This is a genomic window from Bartonella sp. OT172YNZD (assembly GCF_042193725.1).
Lineage (GTDB): Bacteria > Pseudomonadota > Alphaproteobacteria > Rhizobiales > Rhizobiaceae > Bartonella > Bartonella grahamii_A.
On sequence record NZ_JBHILZ010000007.1, the window covers coordinates 32,656 to 55,323 of the forward strand.

Genomic DNA, 22,668 nt, shown 5'->3' on the forward strand with positions numbered 1-22,668 from the left:
ATAAAAAATTTATTACAAAAGTGTATCACCATTATTTTGTAAAAAAGGGCAGAAAATTGTCCATTAGCAAAAAGTTTTCTAATTATGCAGAAATTTTAGACAATCAGTGGTTTTAATTCATCAAATGTTTCGATAATACCGTAAATGATTTTTTTGTTTATCACACGAGGCACATAAGAAAACAATAAAATTTATCTGATATTTTACAGCTTCATACATTGCAAAACCTATTGCTAAGGCTCTATAAGCTTAACGTGAAGAGTAATAAATATAAAAAGTTTAATTAGTAAGACTTTTAGAGTAGTATGGGAGTTTATTTTAATTAATATTGCAATATTGATTCGTTTGTGTAATCTTAGTTCAGATGCACAAAGGTGTTTTATGGATAGATTGCATCAAACACCAATGTCATGAAGAGGGGAATTGTATGGGTGTATAAAAATTAGAATGGCTCGTCGTATTTTTTCTCTAAATTTGACTTTTTTTTTTATATTGAATTAAAACTATTAAAATTAAGTATTATTTCATTATAATTTAATAAATTTAAGTTGGAATTATGTTTAATATTTTTTTGAAGTTATTTAAGAGCGCGTTGAAAGGATTAACTTAATCATGTCGCATAAAAATGTTTATTCTGCTGTTTTAGTATTAGTTGGAGCCGCTGCCATTTTTCTTATAGCTGGTATTTCTGCAAATGCGCAAACTTTATCACAAGGTTGGTACAAAGTTTGTAGTAAGCAGCATGATGTTGATATTTGTAATACAATGAATACTGTATTATCAAATACGGGACAACCTTTAACGGCTTTTAATCTTGTTGAAATAAAAGGGAAGCAAAATGAAAAACGTATAGGTATTCAAGTACCTACAGGTCGTTTTTTGCCAGAAGGTGTTCACATTAAAATTGGTAATGACTTTTCTAAAAAAATTCCTTATATTATTTGTAATGGACCAAGTTGTATTGCCAATGATGTCTTAGATGATAAGCTTATAGCAGCTATGAAAAGTGGTACAAAAATGGTTGTAACCACAGTTAATTTCCGTGGTTCAGCTAATCCTATTGAATTTTCTCTTAATGGGTTTACAGCAGCCTATACTGGTCCTGGTATGGAGGAAAAAGATTTCCAACAAGAACAAATAAAGCTGCAGCAAGCCATTCAATCAAAGCAAAAAGAAATTGAAGAGCGTATGCGGGCTGAGCAAGAAAAAGCAAAACAGAAGTAATAAATCCACACCATAGAATTGGTTGAAACGTCTTCTGTAATTGTTTATTTAAACCGCCACAGTTTTCTGTGGCGGTTTTTTTAATCCTTAATTTTTCGAAAGAATTCTGCGTTTCCACCAACCAATACGTTCAGTTTCGGAAGAATCATTAGGCGTTGATGAAATAACAACGGGTTGATTAATTGTTTCTTCAATTTTGGAAGGAGAGGTTTCAACGACTTCCTCTATCTGGACTATAGTTTCTTTCTTTAATATTTTTTGTATTTGTGTTGTCTCTTTAGAAGATGTTTTTTTACGTATTCCACGTGTTGATTTTTTACTATTTTCAAGAGTTTTATCTTTTACCTTATGAATAGACTTGTCTGCTTTTTTTGTTTTAGCTTTACGTACCGAACTGGTTTTAAGTTTTTCTTCAAGAGATTTTTGTTTTGCAACATTTTGATCATTCTCTAAAGAAGGTTGATTTTCTACTTCTTTTGAAGAACGTTTTTTAGATTTAACACTTGTATCAATTTTTTTAGATTCACCCTGTTTTTGTATATCTAGAGCTTGTATATTATTTTTTATTTTTTCAAGTTCAAAAGATTTAGCAGGTGAAACACGACGTTTGCGATGCACTGCTTTAATTTCTGCTAAAGCCTGTTTAGAAAAATCTCCTACTGGTTCTGCGTAAGGAACGCGAATCTGATGAAAACTATTATCTTGATTGCGTCGACCACCACGACGTCCTCGACGGCGTCCTCGATGATAAGAATCATCATTCAAGGTATCTTCTTTTTTATGAACGTTGGAGAGAGAATGATCAGTAATTTCAGCATGACGATTTTTGCGCTGACGCTTTTGGTTTGTTTCAATAGGAGAAAGATTTTCAATAAATTCATTTTTTATGAAAACAGAATCTTCAGTTTCTTTCTTATTGGCATCTTCCAATGAAGATTGAGAAATGCTCTCTGCTATTGAGCCTTTAGAAATAACAAGATGTTGCGTTCCAATACTATCATCTGCTTCAATACTAATATTAAGCTTAAAGCGAGCTTCTAAATTAACAAGAATGTTGCGTTTATGATTTAATACATAAAGCGCTGTTGCTACGGGTGTGCGCACGATAATATTATATTGCGAATTATGAAGAAGATATTCTTCAATTGAGCGCATGACATGTAACGCAATTGATGATTCAGAACGTATATTTCCTGTTCCTGCACAATGTGGGCAGGGCTGTGTTGTACTTTCTAAAACCGATATGCGAATACGTTGACGACTCATTTCTAAAAGGCCGAAGTGTGAAATATGGCCTACTTGAATACGAGCACGATCATTTTTTAAACAATCTTTTAATTTTTTTTCGACCAGCCTCACATTGCGTTCTTCAAGCATATCAATAAAATCAATCACAATTAAACCAGCAAGGTCACGCAAGCGTAATTGACGCGCTACTTCTTCAGCAGCTTCAAGGTTAGTTTGTAAGGCTGTTTTTTCGACAGAGAATTCTTTCGTAGAGCGGCCAGAATTTACGTCAATAGCAACAAGTGCTTCTGTTTGATTAATAACAAGATAACCACCAGATTTTAAAGAAACCTGTGGTTGCAACATTTTATCAAGTTGAATTTCAATATTATTTCTTGCAAAAATGGGTGTAGGATCACGGTAAGGTTGCACAACTTTTGCATGACTTGGCATGAGCATACGCATAAAGTCTTTCGCTTCACGATATCCTTGATCTCCAGAGACAAGAATTTCACTAATGTTCTTATTGTAAAGATCTCGTATAGAACGCTTGATGAGATTGCTTTCTTCATGGACAAGGCATGGCGCCGTTGACTCGAGTGTCAAAGTGCGAATAGTATCCCATAATCGCATAAGATATTCATAATCACGTTTAATTTCAGCTTTTGTTCTATTGGCACCAGCGGTTCGTAAGATAACGCCCATACCTTTTGGAACTGCTAATTCTTTTACGATTTCTTTAAGACGCTTACGGTCTTGTACGTTCGTAATTTTTCGTGAAATACCACCACCACGTGCTGTGTTGGGCATTAGAACAGAGTAACGACCTGCTAGAGATAGATATGTTGTAAGGGCAGCACCTTTATTGCCACGCTCTTCTTTGATGACTTGTACCAACAAAATTTGACGTCGTTTAATGACTTCTTGAATTTTATACTGGCGCCCTTGTTTTCTTTGATAAATTGGGAGCTCTTCACGGATGTCCTCAGCACCGACCATTTCGATCTCATCATAAGAGATATCGGCATTTAATGCTTCTTCTGTATTATCAATTATTGTCACTTCAGATGTGATATCATTTTCGATATCGGCTGCTATGACATTGTTTTTTCGATTTTTTTTTGTTCTTCTGGAGCGTTTTTTATTGTTAGTTGCTTCTTCCGTAAAGGCATCTACAGAATTTTCTCCTACAGCTGCTTTTTCCTCTTCTTCAAGAAGAGCAAGGCGATCAGCAATAGGAATTTGATAATAATCAGGATGAATTTCAGAAAATGTTAAAAAACCATGTCGGTTTCCACCATATTCAACAAAAGCTGCTTGGAGAGAGGGTTCTACACGCGTAATACGTGCGAGATAAATATTCCCCTTGAGCTGTTTTTTATGTTCTGATTCAAAATCAAGTTCTTCAATTTTGTTGCCGTGAACAACAACAACACGTGTTTCCTCCGGATGGGAGGCATCTATAAGCATTTTGTTTGACATAAGTTAATATCCTGAAGGCGACATACACAATTTTATTCAAACGAACGCTATAACTATTCGTAAACATAAAAGGCTGTCTGCCATAAAAGGGAGGTACCAGAAAAACAGGATGGAACACCACGTGCAGAGGCATGACTGCATTTACACCATTTCTCATCATTATCTCCATCTGTTTTTTATGACTCATACTTTTTAAAAGTCTCCGGTAAAATAATCTTTAAAACAGTTCGGATATCCGAACCAACGAATCTTAAGTAATGCAATCCTAATGTTATAACATAGAAATTTTTCATCCATAAAAAAGTCTCAGCGCATGATAGGCAAAAAACCTCTAAAGACAACTTAATATGAGTTACAGATAATTTAGATAACTATTATCAGCTAGGAAGCATAAATATTCTTTTATGTTGATATCATGCGTTTGGCAAGTAACAATGTACATCATGTATAATGATAATATCTTTATGACCTTAATTTCGTTTTTGGGTGTTTATTTAGCTTTTATTGAAAGATAGAGAATAAATTGCTGTATCGTTTTTATATAACCAAGAAAAATTATTACAAATGTAATGTAGAGTACTTTGCTTATGATAAGAGTTTTTTTTACCAAAAAGCTGAAAACAGCGTATGAGGATGTTATTGTGCTTGTCACGTACTTTTTATTATGTTTTTTGCTATTACAAACCAGTGTTCAAGCTGCAGATCCTCTGAGACTTATTAGTTTTCGAACCATTGGTGATAGTGTTTATACGCGTATTATTGCGGTTTTCAATTCAAAGCCAAATGTTCGTTTACAGATTTTAGACAGGCCTGCACGTTTGGTTATCAATTTACCTACGAGTGACTTTTCAATACAAAGTACGCCTTTAAAAAATCAGAATACATTATCCGTTATGCTTTCAGATGTGCGGTATGCTTTTTCTGACATACAGACTTCACGCATTATTTTGACAAGTAAAACGGCTTTTGTGGTTGAAAAAAGTGTCGTAAAAAAATTAAATAATGGTTTATGGCAGTTGCTGATTGATATTCGTAAAAGTACACAAGAAAAATTTGATGAGATATTAAAGAACCAGCAAAGGACCATTTTTGATACAAAAACACAGTTAATTCCAGCATATAGTTTCCGTGTTGTTCTTGATCCTGGTCATGGTGGTATTGATGGTGGTGCACGGGGTGTTACTGGAATCTTAGAAAAAGATGTGACTTTAGACTTTGCGCGTGCTTTGCGAGACGAACTACAAAAGGATTCTCATATTATTGTTGCTTTAACGCGAGATTCCAATATTTTTTTAAGACTGAGTGAAAGAGTTAAAAAAGCACAAGAGTTTGATGCTGATCTTTTTATATCTATTCACGCGGATACGATTGATTTACATTCTCTTCGCGGTGCCACAGTGTATACCATATCAGAAAAAGCCTCTGATGCCATTGCAAAATCTTTAGCTGAAAATGAAAATAAAGTTGATTTGCTCGATGGTTTGCCCGCAGATGAAACGCTCGAAGTTACAGATATTTTGATGGATCTTACACGACGTGAAACACATACATTTTCGGTTAATTTTGCAAATAGTGTTATTTCAAGTTTATTAAAGAATCATATTAACTTGATTAATAACCCACATCGGTATGCTAATTTTCAAGTTTTAAGAGCTTCAGATATACCCTCCGTCTTGATAGAGATAGGTTATTTATCCAATAAAGAGGACGAAAAGTTATTAAATGATCCTCGTTGGAGAAAACAAATGGCAGCCTCTATTGCTCATTCTATTCGTCAATTTGCTGATTATAGGCAGAAAATGATACAGCCTCTTTAAATTTGTAAGAAAATAGAGTATCAATATGGGGTTTTAGTGTACCTTAATATAAATAAAAGATAGAAAACAAATTCTCTTAATCTCAATCTTGTGGTGATATCCACTTGGGGTATTTGAAGTAACCTATTTTTTCTTTGATTAATTCTTAAGAAAGCGATAGCCGTTTTTATGATGATTTTTTTAAGATATCTTCTTCGTTTTTTTGTTGCTATTGGACTTTGCGGAGCAATAACGTGGGGTGTTATAACCAGTGGTCAAGCAAATGCACTCCCTGATTATGAAGTTCTTTCACTTTATGAGCCGCCGGTAATGACCCGCGTCCATGCTTCTGATGGCCGTCTTATGGCAGAGTTTGCAACAAAACATCGCCTCTATTTACCGATTCAATCAATACCAAAGCTTGTTATAAATGCTTTTATTTCGGCTGAAGACAAAAACTTTTATCATCATTTTGGTTTAGATCCTGAAGGACTTTCTCGAGCTTTGATCAATAATATTCGTAATATTGGTTCTGGAAAACGTCCAGAGGGTGCATCAACTATAACACAACAAGTCGCTAAAAACTTCCTTTTAAGTTCAGAAACAACGTTAGAGCGTAAATTTAAGGAAGCTATTTTAGCAATGCGTATTGAAAAAACTTATTCAAAAGATCATATTCTCGAACTTTATCTCAATGAAATTTATCTGGGTCGTGGCACTTATGGTATAGCAGCTGCTTCTTTGACCTATTTCAATAAATCCGTCAATGATCTGACGCTAGAACAATGTGCTTATTTGGCTGCTCTTCCAAAAGGACCAGCAAATTATGATCCATTTAAGAATACACAACGTGCTATTGATCGGCGTAATTGGGTTATAGACCGGATGATTGCAAATGGATATGTAACGCGTAAACAAGGTGAAAAAGCGAAAGCTAAACCTTTAGGAGCGACAATACGTGGGAGTGATAGTTACGTTTTTGCGGCTGATTATTTTACTGAAGAAGTGCGACGTCGTTTAATACATCGCTATGGGGCTAAAACACTTTATGAAGGTGGGCTTTCCATTCGTACAACACTTGATCCGCATTTACAACTTATTGCGCGACGTGCTTTGCACGATGGATTAATTAGATTTGATCATTCGCAAGGATGGCGTGGAGCTTATGCGCATATTGATGAGAAAGGTGATTGGGGGATAGAACTTGCAAATATCACAGGGCTAAGTGATGTTCCTGAATGGCGTTTAGCTGTTGTTCTTTCTACTAATCCCAATAAAGTAGAGATTGGTTTACAGCCACAGCGCGAAGCTTCAGGTATATTATCAAAAAAACAGGAAATTGCTGTTTTATCTGAAGCTGATTCAAAATGGGCACTCCATGTTGTAAAAGAAAATGGTTATCGAAAAACTGTTCAGAGCTTATCTCATGTTCTGCAAGTTGGGGATGTCATTTTTGTTGAAAAATTATCTAATACAAACAACACTTATCGTTTACAACAAATTCCAAAGGTTGAAGGTGCAATTGTTGCTATGGAACCTCATACAGGGCGCGTTCTTGCGATGGTGGGAGGATTTTCTTTTGCTGCATCTGAATTCAATCGTGCAACCCAAGCTTATCGGCAACCTGGGTCTGCTTTTAAGCCTTTTGTTTATGCTGCAGCTCTTGATAACGGGTATACACCAGCATCCGTTGTTTTAGATGGCCCCATTGAAGTTCGTCAATATAATGGTGAAGTTTGGCAACCCAAAAATTATGGTAGTACCTTTGCAGGACCTTCAACGTTGCGTTATGGTATTGAGCGTTCTCGTAATCTTATGACAATACGGCTTGCTAATGATATGGGAATGCCTCTTGTCGCTGAATATGCAGAACGCTTTGGCGTGGTGGATAAATTGCAGCCTTATCTTCCCATGGCTTTAGGAGCTGGCGAAACAACAGTATTACGAATGGTTACAGCTTATTCAGTTATTGCCAATGGGGGACGCTCCATTAAACCTTCTCTGATAGACAGAATTCAAGATCGTTATGGAAAGACAATTTATCGTCATGATGATCGTATTTGTGAAAATTGTAATACGCATTCATGGAATAATCAAAGTGAACCCACATTGATTGATGAGCGAGATCAAGTTCTTGACCCTATGACGGCTTATCAGATTACATCCATGATGGAAGGGGTTGTTCAGCGTGGTACTGCAGCGCGTTTACGTTATCTTAATCGACATATTGCCGCTAAGACAGGGACAACTAATGACTCTAAAGATGTCTGGTTTATGGGATTTACTCCTGACATTGTTGTTGGTATTTTTATCGGCTACGATCAACCTGCTCCGTTAGGATATAATGGAACCGGAAGTTCGTTAGCTGCACCTATTTTTGGTGAGTTTATGACAAATGCTCTTAAAGGGAAGCCAGATGTTCCCTTTAAGATGCCAAAGGGTATGATTTTAATGCCAATTAATCGGAAAACAGGAATGCTTGCGGAAAGAGGAGATCAAGATGTCATTATAGAAGCATTTAAACCAGGGACTGGTCCTGCTGATATATATCAAGTTATTGGGAGTACAAATTCTTTTCAAGAGGGTGTTCCTGCAGTAACTACTTCTCCACAAGTCAATAAAGCCCTTGAAAGTGGGACAGGTGGGCTGTATTAATCAACAAAATCTCCTTTCGCCATGAGTCATGGTTCTTATTTTTTTTACAGTGTCGGTTCTGTAAATAGAATGATAAATCCATGCTATTTCTTCACAGAAGCTATCAAGTTTGTATAAAATTCTAGAGGCATAACCAGAAAGAATGTTAAAAAATACGGTGTTAAATTATGCGAGCAGAAATAGAAATATTAGTTGATGAAATCCAGAAAGCAATTCAATTGCTAAGGGGGCATCTTTGACTGGGATCAATCACTAAAGCGTCTCGAATATCTTAATCAAAAAGCAGAAGATCCGTCATTATGGGATGATGCACAACGAGCACAGGATATGATGCGTGAGCGTCAACGTCTTGATGATTCAATCAATGGTCTTTTATCATTTACAAAAACACTTGAAGAATGCATTGAGCTTATCGCGATGGGCGAAGAAGAAAGTGATGTTGAAATTATCGCTGATGCAGAAAATTCAATACGTAATCTTAAAAATGAGATAGATAAAAGGCAAATTGATGTACTTCTTTCAGGGGAGGCGGATCCGAATGATATCTATCTAGAAGTTCATGCTGGAGCAGGGGGAACAGAAAGCCAAGATTGGGCTTCTATGCTCTTACGTATGTATATGCGCTGGGCTGAACAGCATGAAATGAAGGTTGAAATTTTAGAAATTCATGATGGAGAAGAAGCAGGAATAAAGTCAGCGACGATTCTTGTAAAAGGGCATAATGCTTATGGAATGTTAAAAACAGAATCAGGCGTTCATCGCTTGGTGCGGATTTCTCCATTTGATTCGAATGCAAAGCGCCATACCTCTTTTGCGAGCATTTGGGTTTATCCAGTTATTGATGACAATATTGAAGTTGATGTTTCAGAGGCAGATGTGCGTATTGATACATATCGTGCATCGGGAGCAGGAGGACAACATGTTAACACGACAGATTCCGCTGTTCGCATTACACATATAAAAACGGGTATTGTTGTTCAATGTCAAACAGAGCGTTCTCAACATAAAAATCGCGCTACGGCTTGGTCAATGTTGCGTGCACGACTTTATGAAGAAGAGCTTAAAAAAAGAGAAGAGGAAACCAATGCTGCTGAATCTTCTAAAACAGAAATCGGATGGGGACATCAAATTAGATCTTATGTTCTTCAACCCTATCAACTTGTCAAAGATTTGCGTACAGGAATTGAAAATACGGACCCACAATCCGTACTTAATGGTAATTTAGATGCATTTATAGAGGCTGCACTCGCACGGCGCATTTATAGACAAGACCAAGAAATTGAGGATATTCGTTAATTATATATCCTTCCTTCAAGCCATGTAGATTTTTTTCTTAAGCTGTTCGTTTTATTGATGTTGTGATGTTACTATAGCCCTTGATACTTTAAAGATTCAAAGAAGGATTTTCTTGTTCTTTTCTTCAACCTTTTCTTACATGCCAATCCTGCTTATGATATCGCAAGTAATAGGAAGAAGCTGAGATAAGAAAAATTTGCGATATTCGGAGGATAACTTTTGCTTTTTAAAGTAAATCAAACACTCAATTTACAAGTTACCACTATGATGTAAAAGTGTTGCAGTAGCTAAAACATTTTCAGCATGCCCAGATACGCTTACTTTGCGCCATTCTTCTGCTATTATTCCATTTGCATCAATGAGAAAAGTGCTCCGTTCAACACCCATATATTTGCGTCCATACATGCTTTTCTCAACCCAAACACCATAAGCTTCGAGGGTTGTTTTTTCTTCATCAGAAACCAAGATGACATCAAGTTCATGTTTTACTTTAAATTTATTATGTTTTTTTACATTATCTGGAGAGATTCCAATAACAGCAACACCGATTTCATCAAATTTCATCTTTAATTTTGTGAAATCAAGTGCTTCGCTTGTGCAGCCACTGGTGTCATCTTTTGGATAAAAATATAAAACAACAGGTTTTCCTTTAAAGTCAGAAAGACACAGTGTTTCTCCTCCGTCGCGAGGCAAGTTAAAATCAGGAGCAAGGGCACCTTTCATTGGTTTTGTCATTGTTTTCATCTTTCTTGTGTAACAGGTATAAGATATCAGAGTATACAGAAGAAAAGAACTATTCAACTCTCTAGAATATTATTGTTTTGAAAAGACCTTTATTTTCCTAACAAAACTCGCCCTATCACAACGATTGGATTGGAAGAACAAGATCGACGTGAACAACATAAACAAAACAACAAAAGATTATACTAGTTTCATCACAACATGTTTTTTCTTACCGAAAGAAAGTTTAATGATTCCTTCTGCACTGACATCCTCTTCAATAATAAGATGTGTTTCATCCTCAATAATTTGATCATTTACACGTACACCTCCACCTTGAACGTGTCGGCGTGCCTCACTATTAGATTTAGCAAGTCCTGCTTGTACTAAAAGAGTGAGCAATCCAACACCTTTTTTTAATTCTGAGGCATTAATTTCAACAGTTGGAAGATTTTCTCCCAGAGTTTTTTCTTCAAACGTTTTGCGAGCAGTCTCTGCTGCTGCATTGGCAAGAACACGTCCATGCAACATTGCTGTAACTTCTGTTGCAAGAATTTTTTTTGCTTCGTTAATTTCTGTCCCTTGTAATACAGAAAGTTTAAGAATCTCATCCATTGGCAAAGGGGTATAGAGCTTTAGAAATCGTGTTACATCAGAATCTTCTATATTACGCCAATATTGCCAAAATTGATAAGGTGAAAGCATATCCGCATTCAGCCATACAGCCCCATTCAATGATTTACCCATTTTAGCACCGGAAGAGGTTGTCAGCAATGGTGATGTTAACGCATATAATTGTGGTGTTCCTAAACGATTCCCTAATTCGATTCCGTTAATAATGTTGCCCCATTGATCAGAGCCCCCCATTTGCATACGCAACCCATAACGTTTATAAAGTTCAACAAAGTCATAAGCTTGCAGAATCATATAATTAAACTCTAAGAATGACAAAGAGTGCTCACGCTCAAGTCTGAGTCTGACAGAATCAAATGACAACATACGGTTGACAGAAAAATGTTTTCCTACATCACGCAAAAATTCTAAGTAGTTTAAATTGCATAACCATTCAGCATTATTCACAATACAAGCATCAGTTTCTCGGTTACCGAATGTCAAATAGTTAGCAAATACCTTTTTAATACCATCAATATTTGCAGCAATATCATCTTGTGTCAGAAGGCGTCGCGCTTCATCTTTGAAGGAAGGATCACCGATTAATCCAGTTCCTCCGCCCATTAATGCAATGGGGCGATGGCCCGTTTTTTGTAACCAATAAAGCATCATAATCTGAAGAAGACTTCCAGCATGTAAACTCGATGCTGTTGGATCAAATCCAATATAAGCGCTTACAGTTTCTTTTGAAAAAAGATCATCTAAACCTTTTTCATCTGAAATTTGGTAGATAAAACCACGTTCGCTCATAATGTGTAAAAAATCAGATTTAAAGGCAAACACAGATTCAATTTCCTAATTTTAAAAGTGCATTCAATTCATGTAATAGGTGATTATTATATAATGGAGCGTTATCTATCATAACTGATACAAACATCACAAGAGAAAGAGACATATTAGTAATGTAAAGATAATAATACAGGTATTATTTCCTTTTTACGCTAAAAAAGAGAGTTTTTAGTAATAGAAAAAAGATATTTTGTTATTCTCATTTCTATCCTGAAATAAGATTTAGAAAAGCTTTAAATACAGATTAAAAAATTACTTTGTTATAATCAGAGACCATTTTTGCTGATTTTGTATAAATCTATCGTGTTTTCTTAAGTTAGCGAAAGTATTTCAGGAGGGGGAGCGAGAAGTTCATTGGTGATATGGTTATCCAAATAGTGGGTACATCGCTCAATAAGCTCTTCATGACATCCACTGAAAAAGTGATTAGCCTCTTCCAATATTTCTTGTGTGATGATGATTCCTTTTTGTGTTTTCAATTTATCGACAAGTATTTGAACATCTTTTGGAGGAGCAACTTTATCGATACCACCATGAATGATAAGTCCAGAGGAGGGACAAGGTGCAAGAAATGAAAAATCATAAACATTAGGCTGAGGGGCAACTGAGATAAATCCCTCAATTTCTGGTCGGCGCATTAAAAGCTGCATACCAATCCATGCTCCAAATGAATATCCTGCTACCCAACAATTTTTAGAGTCTGGATGTTGTGTTTGCACCCAATCGAGAGCAGCAGCAGCATCTGAAAGTTCTCCTATTCCATAATCAAATTCACCCTGACTACGACCAATACCACGAAAATTAAAACGTAAAGTTGTAAAGCCACGTTGTTGGAACATATAAAAGAGATCATAGACTATTTTATGATTCATAGTTCCACCAAATTGGGGATGAGGATGCAAAATGATCGCAATGGGTGCATTTTTTTGTTGTGAAGGTTGATAACGCCCTTCGAGCCGACCCGCGGGACCGTTAAAAATAATTTCTGGCATAAAATGCTCCTTAATGCAATAAAAGGCTCTCATTGACCTTGGTCGACTTTTACCATAGAATCTCTTAAATAATTATTAGATATTCTTTTTTTAGTGCGCTTTTCAAGAAAATTGCGCTATTTTTTTAATCAATTCATAAGATTAATGATTGCGATGTAAGATGGTTATAAAACGCCGATATTTTGATCATAACGCAACAACACCGCTCAAAAAAATGGCACGGATGGCGTTACTGGAATCTTTAGAGATATTTGGTAATCCATCATCGGTTCATAAGGAAGGGCGTGCGGCTAAAACTTTGTTGCAAAAGGCACGTCAACAAATCGCTGAAAATCTTAAAACAGATCCAGATCACGTGGTATTTACCTCTGGTGCGAGTGAAGCAGCAATGACTTTGTTAACACCCTTTTACAATATGGGGAATGCAAAAGTTCAATTTTCTCATCTTTACCTTGGAGCAACTGAACATCCCTCTGTTGCAGAAGGAGGGCGTTTTTCTAAAGAATTCATAAGCGTCATTGCTGTTAATCAAGATGGACTCATTCAACAAGATAAATTAATATCACTCTTAACGGTTCATGATAAAACAAAAGGTTTACCTCTTGTTGCTATTCAAGCTGCAAATAGTGAAACGGGTGTTATTCAACCGTTAACAGAAATCGCCGCTATTGTTCGGGATTTAGGAGGCACTCTTATTGTTGATTTGACACAATATATAGATAAAAATTTCGTGGATATTAATCAGCTAGGAGGAGACTTTTTTATACTGTCTGCACATAAAGTTGGTGGTCCTAAAGGAATCGGTGCTTTTGTTTCATGTAGTAATATTCTCATGCCACATCCTCTTATTATTGGGGGAGGACAAGAAAGAGGTCTCCGCGGAGGAACAGAAGCATTGCCCCTTATTGCTGCTTTTGGAGCAGCAATGGCTGATTGTTTCACACAGGAGGAAATAAAACAGTTAATATATTTACGCAATAAATTAGAAGATGGACTACAAAAAATAAGTAAAAATGTTGAAATTTTTGGCAAAAAAGTTCAACGTTTGCCAAATACAACTTACTTTACCGTGAAAAATATAAAAGCTGAAACGATGCAAATTGCTTTTGATTTAGAAGGGTTTTCTATATCATCCGGCTCTGCTTGTTCTTCGGGAAAAGTAAAACAAAGCAAAGTATTGGAGGCAATGGGGTATCATGTTCCAAATGGTGCTATTCGCATTTCGCTAGGGCGTGACACAACTTCTGAAGATATTGATGATTTTCTGTCGTTTTTTTCTCAAATTATAAGCAGAAAAAAAGGGTAAGATTTATCATCAGAAAGTTATAAAATTAGAATTATTTTAAATAATAGAATAAGTTTGATTGAAATTTTTGCACTTTACCTATAGCCTAGGAAATAACTTGCTTACTTTAATCTCGTAAAAAAATAAGACTTTTAGTTACCGGTTTTTGACGCCAAAAAATGGAGAAAATTTATGCCGGCAGTACAAGAAACAATACGCCAAGTACGTGAAATAGATGTTGACCAATATAGATATGGTTTTGAAACCAATATTGAAACAGATAAAGCTCCAAAAGGCTTAAATGAAGATATAATCAAATTTATTTCTGCTAAAAAACATGAGCCTGAATGGATGATAACATGGCGCTTAAAAGCTTACCGCCGTTGGCTGACAATGCAAGAGCCTCATTGGGCGCGTCTTGAATATCCTAAATTTGATTTTCAGGAGCTTTATTATTATGCTGCTCCAAAAAATCATACAGGACCAAAATCTTTGGATGAAGTGGATCCTGAGTTATTAGCAACGTACGAAAAACTTGGCATTCCCCTTAAAGAACAAGAGATTTTGGCAGGAGTAAGAAAACAGTCTGATCCCTCTACTTTTGATGACAGTATGTCTGTATCGGGACAGGTGGCTGTTGATGCAGTCTTTGATTCTGTTTCTGTTGTAACAACATTCAAAAAAGAGCTGGCACGTGCTGGTGTGATTTTTTGTTCTATTTCAGAGGCGATTATTGAACATTCTGAACTTATAAAAGAATATTTAGGAACAGTTGTACCTGTAAGTGATAATTATTATGCGGCCTTAAATGCTGCTGTCTTTACAGATGGTTCATTTGTTTATATTCCCAAAGGGGTTCGTTGTCCTATGGAGCTTTCAACTTATTTTAGGATTAATGAACGTAACACTGGCCAATTTGAACGAACATTGATTATCGCCGCTGAAGATTCTTATGTTTCTTATCTTGAAGGGTGTACAGCACCCCAACGTGATGAAAACCAACTTCATGCTGCTGTTGTTGAGCTTATTGCCCTTAAAAATGCAGAGATTAAATATTCTACAGTACAAAACTGGTATCCTGGCGATAAAGATGGAAAGGGTGGTATTTATAATTTTGTGACGAAGCGTGGAGATTGTCGAGGTGATAACTCTAAAATTTCATGGACACAAGTTGAGACTGGTTCTGCGATTACTTGGAAATATCCATCCTGCTTACTCCGTGGTGATAATACGCGTGGAGAATTTTATTCTATTGCTGTTGCAAACGGTCATCAACAAATTGATTCCGGTACAAAAATGATTCATTTGGGAAAAAATACATCCAGTCGTATTATTTCCAAAGGCATTTCTGCAGGTTTTTCAAATAACACTTATCGAGGACAAGTCACAGCACATCGAAAAGCACAAAATGCGCGTAACTTTACGCAATGTGATAGTTTGTTAATCGGGAATGATTGTGGTGCGCATACAGTTCCTTATATTGAAGCAAAAAATGCAACAGCTCATTTTGAACATGAAGCCACAACATCAAAAATTTCTGATGACCAACTTTTTTATGTCATGCAACGAGGAATTCCCGAAGAAGAAGCTATCGCATTAATTGTAAATGGTTTTGTAAAAGAGGTCATTCAAAAACTTCCCATGGAGTTTGCTGTCGAAGCACAAAAGCTTATTGGTATTAGCCTTGAAGGTAGTGTTGGGTAATTTTATTTAATTAGATAAATAGAAGATTTGATGTAAAAAGGCTGTAACAGTAGCAAATAATGCTAAAAATGACCTCTATGGTAATTACAAAAGTAGGTGGATGCTAAGGTAAAATAATACGCATTGGTATCTGAAAAAACAGCCAAAACAGGATTAAATTATGTTAGAGATAAAAAATTTGCACGCCCGTATTGCTGAGACCGATACAGAAGTTATTCGTGGTTTAAACTTGACAGTTCAAGATGGAGAAGTTGCCGCTATCATGGGACAAAATGGAGCTGGAAAATCAACTTTGTCTTATTTGATTGCTGGTCATGATGATTATGAAATAACAGAAGGAGAGATTCTCTATAATGGACAATCACTTTTAGAAATGGATCCAGCAGAACGTGCTGCATATGGTGTTTTTCTTGCATTTCAATATCCAATGGAAATACCAGGGGTAGCAACAATGGAATTTTTAAAAGTTGCGATGAATTCTCAACGCAAAGCGCGAGGTGACGAAGAACTTAAAATTCCTGAATTTATAAAATGTGTTAAAGAAGTTTCAGCCAAACTTGAAATAGATATGGATATGCTAAAGCGTCCATTAAATGTAGGTTTTTCAGGTGGAGAAAAAAAACGCGCTGAAATTTTACAAATGGCACTTCTTGAACCTACACTTTGCATTTTAGATGAAACGGATTCTGGTTTAGATATTGATGCACTAAAAATTGTTGCAGATGGTGTTAATAAACTTCGGGATTCAAAACGTTCATTTTTGGTGATTACCCATTATCAACGGCTGCTTAATTATATTATTCCTGATACGGTACATGTTCTTTATAAAGGACAAATTATCAAAAGCGGTGATAAATCCTTAGCGCTTTATTTAGAGCAAAATGGGTATGCTGATCTTATTAGAGAAGCGGTTTGAGGTTATTAAATATGAATGCACAGCAAAACTTGTTAACGGTTGAAGAAAATATACTCAGTAATTTCAATCAGTATGTAAAACGCTTACCTGGTGATAAAGCTGTACAGGAAATCCGCAAGAAAACTATTGAGCAGTTTCAAACGACACGGCTTCCTTCCCGTAAAATCGAAAGTTGGCATTATACCAATCTGCGTACCTTACTGAAGTCTATTAGCAATTTTTCAAAAGTTCAAGACAATCAATTGGTTGATGCATTGCTTTCAGAAAGTGCTGTTTTTTCCATAAACAATGGAAAAACATCGATAGAGTCAAAGGTAGATAATATTACAGTAAAACGCCTTTCAGACGCATTAGAAGATAATTCTGTACAGATAAATCAAAACATTTCTGATGAAGATTTTATTGGACAGTTAAATACAGCTTTTGTGACAGATGGTTGGCTTTTTCACATCCCTGAAAATACAAAGTTAAATATCCCCATTGAATTACAAAATATACAAATGAGGGGACAATCTCATATTTTTTCGGATATAAAAGTTGATAAAAATAGTCAAGTTATGTTTATTGAACATCAGGTTGGCAATGATAAAGATACCTTTGTCAGTTCAATATTTTCATTAAATGTTGCTGCTGATAGTGATGTTACGTGGATTCTCATTCGCAATCGTGATTTTAATTCTACACAATTTGGTCGATTTTGTGCTGTTCTTGATCAAAGAGCGAAGTTATCACTTTATGTCATTAATATAGGGAGCCAATTAAATCGCCAAGAAATCGATATTGAATTACAGGGAGAAGAATCTGATTTTCAATTACGCGTCATAAATTTATTGTCAGGACAAACACATAGTGATCTTACAATGACTGTTCGTCACATGGAAGAAAAATCAACATCAACCGAAATTATACGCAATGTGGTTACAGATAAGGCTGTTGGTGTTTTCCAAGGAATAATACGTGTTTCTCAAAAAGCGCAAAAAACAGATGCACGCATGGCTTGTAATAGCCTTATTCTTTCAGATGATGCAGAATTTAATGCAAAGCCTGAACTGGAGATTTTTGCCGATGATGTTGCATGTGGTCATGGTGCAACAGTTGCTAATATTAATCATGATTATCTTTTTTATCTTATGACACGTGGTATCCCATTTAAAACGGCGCGTGCACTTTTGATTAAAGGATTTATCTCTGAGCTCATTGATGACATCAAGCAAGATAATATTCAAATTGTTTTGGAGAATATCATTAGTAAATGGCTTGAAAAAAATATTTAAGGTAGAAAAAATGGAAAATAACGTACAAACATTTACTTATAATGTCGAAGAAATTCGGCGTGATTTTCCTATTTTGCACCATCAAGTTTATGGAAAGCGATTAGCATATCTTGATAGTAGTGCTTCTGCCCAAAAACCAATGTCTGTACTCAATGCAATGAATAATTATTATCACTATAGTTATGCTAATGTACATAGGGGAATGTATTTTTTAGCCAATATAGCAACACAATCATATGAAAATTCTCGTGAAACCGTTCGTGTTTTTCTAAATGCTCAAAAAACTGAAGAAATTGTTTTTACGAAAAATGCAACAGAAGCTATTAATACTGTTGCTTATGGTTGGGCTATGCCCAAACTCAAGGAAGGTGATGAGATTGTTCTAACGATCATGGAACATCATTCAAATATTATTCCTTGGCATTTTCTCCGTGAACAAAAAGGTGTTAAACTTATTTTTGTTCCTGTCGATGAAAATGGTGTTCTGCACATTGAAGATTTCCAAAAGGCTTTAAGCGAAAAAACGCGGCTTGTTGCTATAACGCATATGTCCAATATATTAGGAACTGTGCCTCCTGTTAAAGAGATTATTAAACTAGCACATCAAAATTCTATTCCGGTTCTTGTTGATGGTTCTCAAGGAGCAGTACATTTAACCGTTGATGTGCAAGATCTCGATTGTGATTGGTATGTCTTTACAGGTCATAAGCTTTATGGTCCCACCGGTATTGGTGTTCTGTATGGTAAGGAAGATAGATTAGAAGAAATGCGTCCTTTTCAAGGGGGAGGGGAAATGATCGAGGAGGTAACAACCGATAAGGTTTTTTATAATGCGCCTCCTTACCGTTTTGAAGCAGGAACTCCTCCTATTGTTGAAGCTATTGGATTAACTGCGGCTATTGATTATATACAAGAGAAAGGTCGTAGTACGATTCATGCCCATGAGAGGTCCCTTTTAGCTTATGCGCAGGAAAAACTTAAAATGGTTGAATCATTGCGTATTTATGGTCATTCTCCCAATAAAGGAGCTATTATATCATTTACAATTGAAGGGATTCACGCCCATGATATCGCTATGTTTATTGATAGAAAAGGAGTTGCAATACGCGCGGGAACCCATTGTGCACAGCCTTTATTACAGCGCTTTGGTCTAACATCTATTTGTCGTGCATCGTTAGCCATGTATAACACTCAAGAAGATGTAGATCAATTAGTAGAAGCATTGAAAGAAACAAGGACATTTTTTAATGGTTGAATCAATTGAAGAGCGTCATTCTACAGAATCTGTTGAAACTGTAAGCAAAAATAAAAAATCTTATATATCAGCAATTCCAGCAGATGAAATTGATCGTATGACGAATGATATTATTGCTGCTCTCAAAACAGTTTATGACCCAGAGATTCCTGCTGATATTTATGAGCTCGGACTGATCTATCGTATTGATATTGAAGATGATCGTTCAGTAAAAATTGAAATGACTCTTACAGCACCGGGATGTCCTGTTGCTGGTGAAATGCCGGGGTGGGTAGAAAATGCAGTCAGTGCAATTGAAGGGGTTTCGTATGTTGAAGTCACTATGACTTTTGATCCACCATGGACACCTGATTGTATGTCAGAAGAAGCTCAAATTGCTGTCGGATGGTACTAACAATACTGTTCGTGAATGCATCGTTTTTCTCAAACATTTGGATTTAAAAACGATTACATGCATCATAATAAACCAAAATTAGAACTTAACTGGATTGGAAAAGAAAAATACCCCAAACTAAAACCCGATATCTTATTAGAAGATCTTGAGAAATCTTATCATGCCTCAAATCAAATATCCTTTCAGGATATTTTTGATAATAAACTTATTTTTGGTGATAATTTGCTCGCACTCAAAGCACTTGAGCAAGAATATACGGGCAAGATAAAATGTATCTATATCGATCCGCCTTATGATACAGGAATGCTTTTGAACATTATGAAGATGGTTTAGAGCATTCCATATGGCTAAGTCTTATGAGAGACAGGCTAGAATTGTTACATCATTTACTGGCGGATGATGGAAGTATCTGAATTTCCATTGATGATGATAAAACGGATAAAATTTTTGGTCTCCAAAATTTCATCAACAATATTATTTGGCAAAAGAAATATGCTCCACAAAATGATACAAAATGGCTTTCTGATAACCATGATTTTTAATGGTTTATGCCAAAAACAAAACGATTTGGCGCCCTAATTTACTTCCTCGTTTAAGCAATATGGATGCCCGCTATAAAAATCCTGATAATGATTCCCGCGGTTCTTGGAAATCTGGAGACTTATCCGTAAAAAGAGTAACGCTTAAGGATATTTATGAAATCATCATACCTTCTGGACATAAAGTGATGTCCCCTAATGGTAGAAGTTGGGCTATGAGTGAAAAAAATTCTCTGCATTATTAAAAAAATAATCGCATTTTGTTTGGTCCAACAGGAAACAATGTTCCTTCTCTGAAGCGTTTTTATCATAAGTAAAAAATGGTACGGTTTCAATGACAATTTGGCCCTATACAGAAGAAGATGCAAAAAGAGAGGTTAAAGTCTTTAATTCTGATAATGTCTTTCCAACTCCTAAACCTGAGCGTCTAATGGAACGCATCATTCAAATTGCAACTAGTCCTGGTGATCTTGTACTAGATTCTTTTGCTGGTTTCTGGCACAACTGGTGCAGTTGCTCACAAAATAGGCCGCAAGTGAATTATGATTGAACTTGGTGAATAAGTGTCATACCTATATTATCCCTCGTTTAAAACAAGTCATTGATAGAACTGATCAAGGGAGAATTTCTAAAAGTGTAAATTGGCAAGGTGGCGGTGGATTCTGTTATTATCGCCTTGCACCTTCTCTGTTGCAAAAAGATCCATGAGAACAATGGATTATTAGTTGCGAATATAATGCTGCGACGCTTTCAACAGATTATATTTATGTCACAACAAATGCTTTAACCCATGAACAACTCCGTATTATGAGTGAAGAGGTAGGTTCTCATCGTACGTTGCTGATTTGTTGTACCGCCTTTGATACGAAATCAGCATCATTTGAGAATCTGACACTCACTAAAATCCCCCGTGCAGTATTAGAAAAATGTGAATGGGGAAGGAATGATTACAGTTTAAATATAGCCAATCTTGAACCAATGATTGTAGTCAAAGAAAGCAACAAAGATAAAGATATTGCACAAAAAGAATTAGATCTGTTTAAATAATATATAAAAAGCGGAGTTTTTCATGAACACTGTTGAAAAAAGGATTTCTGCTCGTTTATCGTTGCGTGATCCTCAACGTGAGTCTTTAAATATTTTGGTAAAAATCTTAGAAAATATAGAGCTTTCTAAATTTGAACGGAACTTTTCTTCTTTTTGTTTTGCTTTAGCAAAGGGTGTGGGAAAAACGCGTCTTATGGGTTCTTTTATCAGCTATTTTTATTTAACAGGTCGCAATCGCCATTTTTTTGTTTTAGCTCCAAATTTAACTATTTATGAAAAATTGAAACAGGATTTTAGTTCCCAAAGCCCAAAGTATGTCTTTAGTGAAATAAGTGAATTCATTGCAAATAGACCTGTTATTATTACAGGTGACGATTATGAAAGTGGTAAAGGTATTCGCGTTGATGATTACCACTTGTCAAGGACAAAAGCGTTTGTTTGAGAATAGGGATACAGTCTTTATCAATATTTTTAATATTTCTAAAATTAATACAAAAGATAACAAAAAAGGTGCATTAAAATCTAGTATTCCACGAATTAAGCACTTGCAAGAAACGATTGGCGAAAGTTATTTTGATTATCTCGCAAATCTTCCTAATTTAGTTTTGTTAATGGATGAAGTACACACGTTATCGTGCTTCTGCTAGTGCGACGGCAATTAATGAGTTAAAACCTGTTTTAGGAATAGAGCTTACAGCGACACCAAAAACAATAGCGGCAAAACCTGTATAAAAATATTGCTTACAGTTCTTCACTTGCAGAGGCTATGAGGGATGGTTTTGTAAAAGAGCCTGCTGTTGTTACACGTAAAGATTTTCAACCTCAAAATTATACATCTGAGAAATTAAAACATATCAAATTATAAGATGCAATTCATGCCCATGAAAATATGCCAAAGATTATAACAAAAAGTTCGTTAAGCCTTTTATTTTAGTTGTCGCTCAAGATACAAATCATGCACAAAAACTACGGAATTTATTGGAATCAGATGCTTTTTTTCAAGTCCCTATAAGAGAAAAGTTTTAAAGATTCACACAAAACAGTCGTATATAGAAGAAGATCAAAATATTAAAAAGCTCATTGCAATTGAAGATTCTCATGAACCAACAGAAATTGTTATTCACGTTAATAAATAAAGGATGGGTGAGATGTTACGAATTTATACTATTGTACCGTTGCGTACATCGGCTTCAGAAATTTTAACAGAGCAAACAATTGCACGTGGATTGCGTTTGCCTTATGGGTATAGAACAGGCGTGGAAGCTATTGATCGTTTAACAATTATTGCACATGATCGCTTTCAAGATATTATTAATTGTGCAAACGATCCAAACTCAATTATAAAACAGCATATTGAGATTGGAACAGGGAGGGAATACATCCTCTGAAAAGACAGATATA

The 22,668-nt window shown here is 35.7% G+C and carries 21 protein-coding genes; 17 read left to right on the forward strand and 4 right to left on the reverse strand.

What is annotated here, in order from left to right:
• The first annotated feature begins 612 nt into the window (after window positions 1-612).
• Window positions 613-1,224, forward strand: a complete 612-nt coding sequence (locus ACFIJS_RS04185; RefSeq protein ID WP_375650225.1) for an invasion associated locus B family protein — start codon at window positions 613-615, stop codon at window positions 1,222-1,224.
• A gap of 87 nt (window positions 1,225-1,311) precedes the next feature.
• Here the strand turns inward: ACFIJS_RS04185 and ACFIJS_RS04190 are convergent, their stop codons facing one another.
• Window positions 1,312-3,933, reverse strand: coding sequence for a ribonuclease E/G (locus ACFIJS_RS04190; RefSeq protein ID WP_375650228.1), 2,622 nt, complete (start codon window positions 3,931-3,933; stop codon window positions 1,312-1,314).
• 587 nt (window positions 3,934-4,520) lie between these two features.
• Here ACFIJS_RS04190 and ACFIJS_RS04195 point away from each other — a divergent pair.
• The 3 genes from ACFIJS_RS04195 (at window position 4,521) to prfB (ending at window position 9,680) form a co-directional block, all read left to right on the forward strand.
• Window positions 4,521-5,750 carry an N-acetylmuramoyl-L-alanine amidase gene (locus tag ACFIJS_RS04195; protein ID WP_375650230.1) on the forward strand — a complete coding sequence of 410 codons (1,230 nt, stop codon included), beginning with the start codon at window positions 4,521-4,523 and terminating at the stop codon, window positions 5,748-5,750.
• A gap of 168 nt (window positions 5,751-5,918) precedes the next feature.
• A complete protein-coding gene (locus ACFIJS_RS04200) occupies window positions 5,919-8,384 on the forward strand; it encodes a penicillin-binding protein 1A (protein ID WP_375650232.1) in 2,466 nt (821 codons plus the stop codon).
• Between the two features lie 167 nt (window positions 8,385-8,551).
• Window positions 8,552-9,680 (forward strand): peptide chain release factor 2 gene (prfB, locus tag ACFIJS_RS04205; RefSeq protein WP_375650235.1). Its coding sequence is split into 2 segments (ribosomal slippage): window positions 8,552-8,620 and window positions 8,622-9,680, totalling 1,128 coding nucleotides; the frame shifts between segments, so codons are not numbered across the junction.
• Window positions 9,681-9,929: 249 nt separating this feature from the next.
• Here prfB and ACFIJS_RS04210 read toward each other — a convergent pair.
• The 3 genes from ACFIJS_RS04210 to ACFIJS_RS04220 all read right to left on the reverse strand — a co-directional run bounded on the left by ACFIJS_RS04210 (window position 9,930) and on the right by ACFIJS_RS04220 (window position 12,853).
• The gene (locus ACFIJS_RS04210; protein WP_375650236.1) at window positions 9,930-10,415 is read right to left on the reverse strand and encodes a peroxiredoxin; all 486 of its coding nucleotides are present in this window, start codon (window positions 10,413-10,415) and stop codon (window positions 9,930-9,932) included.
• 186 nt (window positions 10,416-10,601) lie between these two features.
• Window positions 10,602-11,855: a tyrosine--tRNA ligase gene (tyrS, locus tag ACFIJS_RS04215; RefSeq protein WP_375650238.1), complete on the reverse strand. Its 1,254-nt coding sequence runs from the start codon at window positions 11,853-11,855 to the stop codon at window positions 10,602-10,604.
• A 317-nt stretch (window positions 11,856-12,172) separates the two neighbouring features.
• Complete coding sequence (locus tag ACFIJS_RS04220; RefSeq protein WP_375623583.1) at window positions 12,173-12,853, reverse strand: alpha/beta hydrolase; 681 nt, start codon at window positions 12,851-12,853, stop codon at window positions 12,173-12,175.
• 160 nt (window positions 12,854-13,013) lie between these two features.
• Between ACFIJS_RS04220 and ACFIJS_RS04225 the strand changes: the two genes are divergently transcribed.
• From ACFIJS_RS04225 to ACFIJS_RS04285, 13 genes are all read left to right on the forward strand, one after another.
• The gene (locus ACFIJS_RS04225; protein WP_375650241.1) at window positions 13,014-14,159 is read left to right on the forward strand and encodes a cysteine desulfurase family protein; all 1,146 of its coding nucleotides are present in this window, start codon (window positions 13,014-13,016) and stop codon (window positions 14,157-14,159) included.
• Window positions 14,160-14,330: 171 nt separating this feature from the next.
• Window positions 14,331-15,842 (forward strand): Fe-S cluster assembly protein SufB, encoded by a 1,512-nt coding sequence (gene sufB, locus ACFIJS_RS04230; protein WP_375650243.1) that lies wholly within the window; start codon window positions 14,331-14,333, stop codon window positions 15,840-15,842.
• A 160-nt stretch (window positions 15,843-16,002) separates the two neighbouring features.
• Window positions 16,003-16,758 (forward strand): Fe-S cluster assembly ATPase SufC, encoded by a 756-nt coding sequence (sufC, locus tag ACFIJS_RS04235; RefSeq protein ID WP_375650244.1) that lies wholly within the window; start codon window positions 16,003-16,005, stop codon window positions 16,756-16,758.
• 11 nt (window positions 16,759-16,769) lie between these two features.
• On the forward strand, window positions 16,770-18,032 hold the full coding sequence (sufD, locus tag ACFIJS_RS04240; protein ID WP_375650246.1) for a Fe-S cluster assembly protein SufD: 1,263 nt from the start codon (window positions 16,770-16,772) through the stop codon (window positions 18,030-18,032).
• Window positions 18,033-18,042: 10 nt separating this feature from the next.
• Window positions 18,043-19,287, forward strand: coding sequence for a cysteine desulfurase (locus tag ACFIJS_RS04245; protein ID WP_375650247.1), 1,245 nt, complete (start codon window positions 18,043-18,045; stop codon window positions 19,285-19,287).
• Window positions 19,280-19,681: an SUF system Fe-S cluster assembly protein gene (locus ACFIJS_RS04250; RefSeq protein ID WP_375650248.1), complete on the forward strand. Its 402-nt coding sequence runs from the start codon at window positions 19,280-19,282 to the stop codon at window positions 19,679-19,681. Before ACFIJS_RS04245 ends, ACFIJS_RS04250 begins: the two co-directional genes overlap by 8 nt.
• A gap of 15 nt (window positions 19,682-19,696) precedes the next feature.
• The gene (locus ACFIJS_RS04255) at window positions 19,697-20,014 is read left to right on the forward strand and encodes a hypothetical protein (protein ID WP_375650249.1); all 318 of its coding nucleotides are present in this window, start codon (window positions 19,697-19,699) and stop codon (window positions 20,012-20,014) included.
• Window positions 20,015-20,222: 208 nt separating this feature from the next.
• Window positions 20,223-20,465: a hypothetical protein gene (locus tag ACFIJS_RS04260; RefSeq protein ID WP_375650251.1), complete on the forward strand. Its 243-nt coding sequence runs from the start codon at window positions 20,223-20,225 to the stop codon at window positions 20,463-20,465.
• Window positions 20,466-20,554: 89 nt separating this feature from the next.
• Window positions 20,555-20,770, forward strand: coding sequence for a DNA methyltransferase (locus ACFIJS_RS04265; protein ID WP_375650252.1), 216 nt, complete (start codon window positions 20,555-20,557; stop codon window positions 20,768-20,770).
• Window positions 20,767-20,928: a hypothetical protein gene (locus ACFIJS_RS04270; RefSeq protein ID WP_375650253.1), complete on the forward strand. Its 162-nt coding sequence runs from the start codon at window positions 20,767-20,769 to the stop codon at window positions 20,926-20,928. Before ACFIJS_RS04265 ends, ACFIJS_RS04270 begins: the two co-directional genes overlap by 4 nt.
• Before the next feature lie 99 nt (window positions 20,929-21,027).
• The gene (locus tag ACFIJS_RS04275; protein ID WP_375650254.1) at window positions 21,028-21,267 is read left to right on the forward strand and encodes a hypothetical protein; all 240 of its coding nucleotides are present in this window, start codon (window positions 21,028-21,030) and stop codon (window positions 21,265-21,267) included.
• 22 nt (window positions 21,268-21,289) lie between these two features.
• Window positions 21,290-21,709: a DEAD/DEAH box helicase family protein gene (locus ACFIJS_RS04280; protein ID WP_375650255.1), complete on the forward strand. Its 420-nt coding sequence runs from the start codon at window positions 21,290-21,292 to the stop codon at window positions 21,707-21,709.
• A gap of 706 nt (window positions 21,710-22,415) precedes the next feature.
• A complete protein-coding gene (locus tag ACFIJS_RS04285; RefSeq protein ID WP_375650257.1) occupies window positions 22,416-22,655 on the forward strand; it encodes a hypothetical protein in 240 nt (79 codons plus the stop codon).
• Window positions 22,656-22,668: the final 13 nt, after the last annotated feature.

Coding starts and splice junctions, on each gene's coding strand:
- ACFIJS_RS04255 (WP_375650249.1), top strand. CDS start 19,697: ATGCATCGTTTTTCTCAAACATTTGGATTTAAAAACGATTACATGCAT.
- ACFIJS_RS04195 (WP_375650230.1), top strand. CDS start 4,521: ATGATAAGAGTTTTTTTTACCAAAAAGCTGAAAACAGCGTATGAGGAT.
- ACFIJS_RS04285 (WP_375650257.1), top strand. CDS start 22,416: ATGTTACGAATTTATACTATTGTACCGTTGCGTACATCGGCTTCAGAA.
- ACFIJS_RS04185 (WP_375650225.1), top strand. CDS start 613: ATGTCGCATAAAAATGTTTATTCTGCTGTTTTAGTATTAGTTGGAGCC.
- ACFIJS_RS04210 (WP_375650236.1), bottom strand. CDS start 10,415: ATGACAAAACCAATGAAAGGTGCCCTTGCTCCTGATTTTAACTTGCCT.
- sufC (WP_375650244.1), top strand. CDS start 16,003: ATGTTAGAGATAAAAAATTTGCACGCCCGTATTGCTGAGACCGATACA.
- ACFIJS_RS04265 (WP_375650252.1), top strand. CDS start 20,555: ATGACAATTTGGCCCTATACAGAAGAAGATGCAAAAAGAGAGGTTAAA.
- ACFIJS_RS04260 (WP_375650251.1), top strand. CDS start 20,223: ATGGTTTATGCCAAAAACAAAACGATTTGGCGCCCTAATTTACTTCCT.
- ACFIJS_RS04220 (WP_375623583.1), bottom strand. CDS start 12,853: ATGCCAGAAATTATTTTTAACGGTCCCGCGGGTCGGCTCGAAGGGCGT.
- ACFIJS_RS04275 (WP_375650254.1), top strand. CDS start 21,028: ATGAGTGAAGAGGTAGGTTCTCATCGTACGTTGCTGATTTGTTGTACC.
- ACFIJS_RS04225 (WP_375650241.1), top strand. CDS start 13,014: ATGGTTATAAAACGCCGATATTTTGATCATAACGCAACAACACCGCTC.
- ACFIJS_RS04200 (WP_375650232.1), top strand. CDS start 5,919: ATGATGATTTTTTTAAGATATCTTCTTCGTTTTTTTGTTGCTATTGGA.
- ACFIJS_RS04280 (WP_375650255.1), top strand. CDS start 21,290: ATGAACACTGTTGAAAAAAGGATTTCTGCTCGTTTATCGTTGCGTGAT.
- ACFIJS_RS04245 (WP_375650247.1), top strand. CDS start 18,043: ATGGAAAATAACGTACAAACATTTACTTATAATGTCGAAGAAATTCGG.
- ACFIJS_RS04250 (WP_375650248.1), top strand. CDS start 19,280: ATGGTTGAATCAATTGAAGAGCGTCATTCTACAGAATCTGTTGAAACT.
- sufB (WP_375650243.1), top strand. CDS start 14,331: ATGCCGGCAGTACAAGAAACAATACGCCAAGTACGTGAAATAGATGTT.
- ACFIJS_RS04190 (WP_375650228.1), bottom strand. CDS start 3,933: ATGTCAAACAAAATGCTTATAGATGCCTCCCATCCGGAGGAAACACGT.
- sufD (WP_375650246.1), top strand. CDS start 16,770: ATGAATGCACAGCAAAACTTGTTAACGGTTGAAGAAAATATACTCAGT.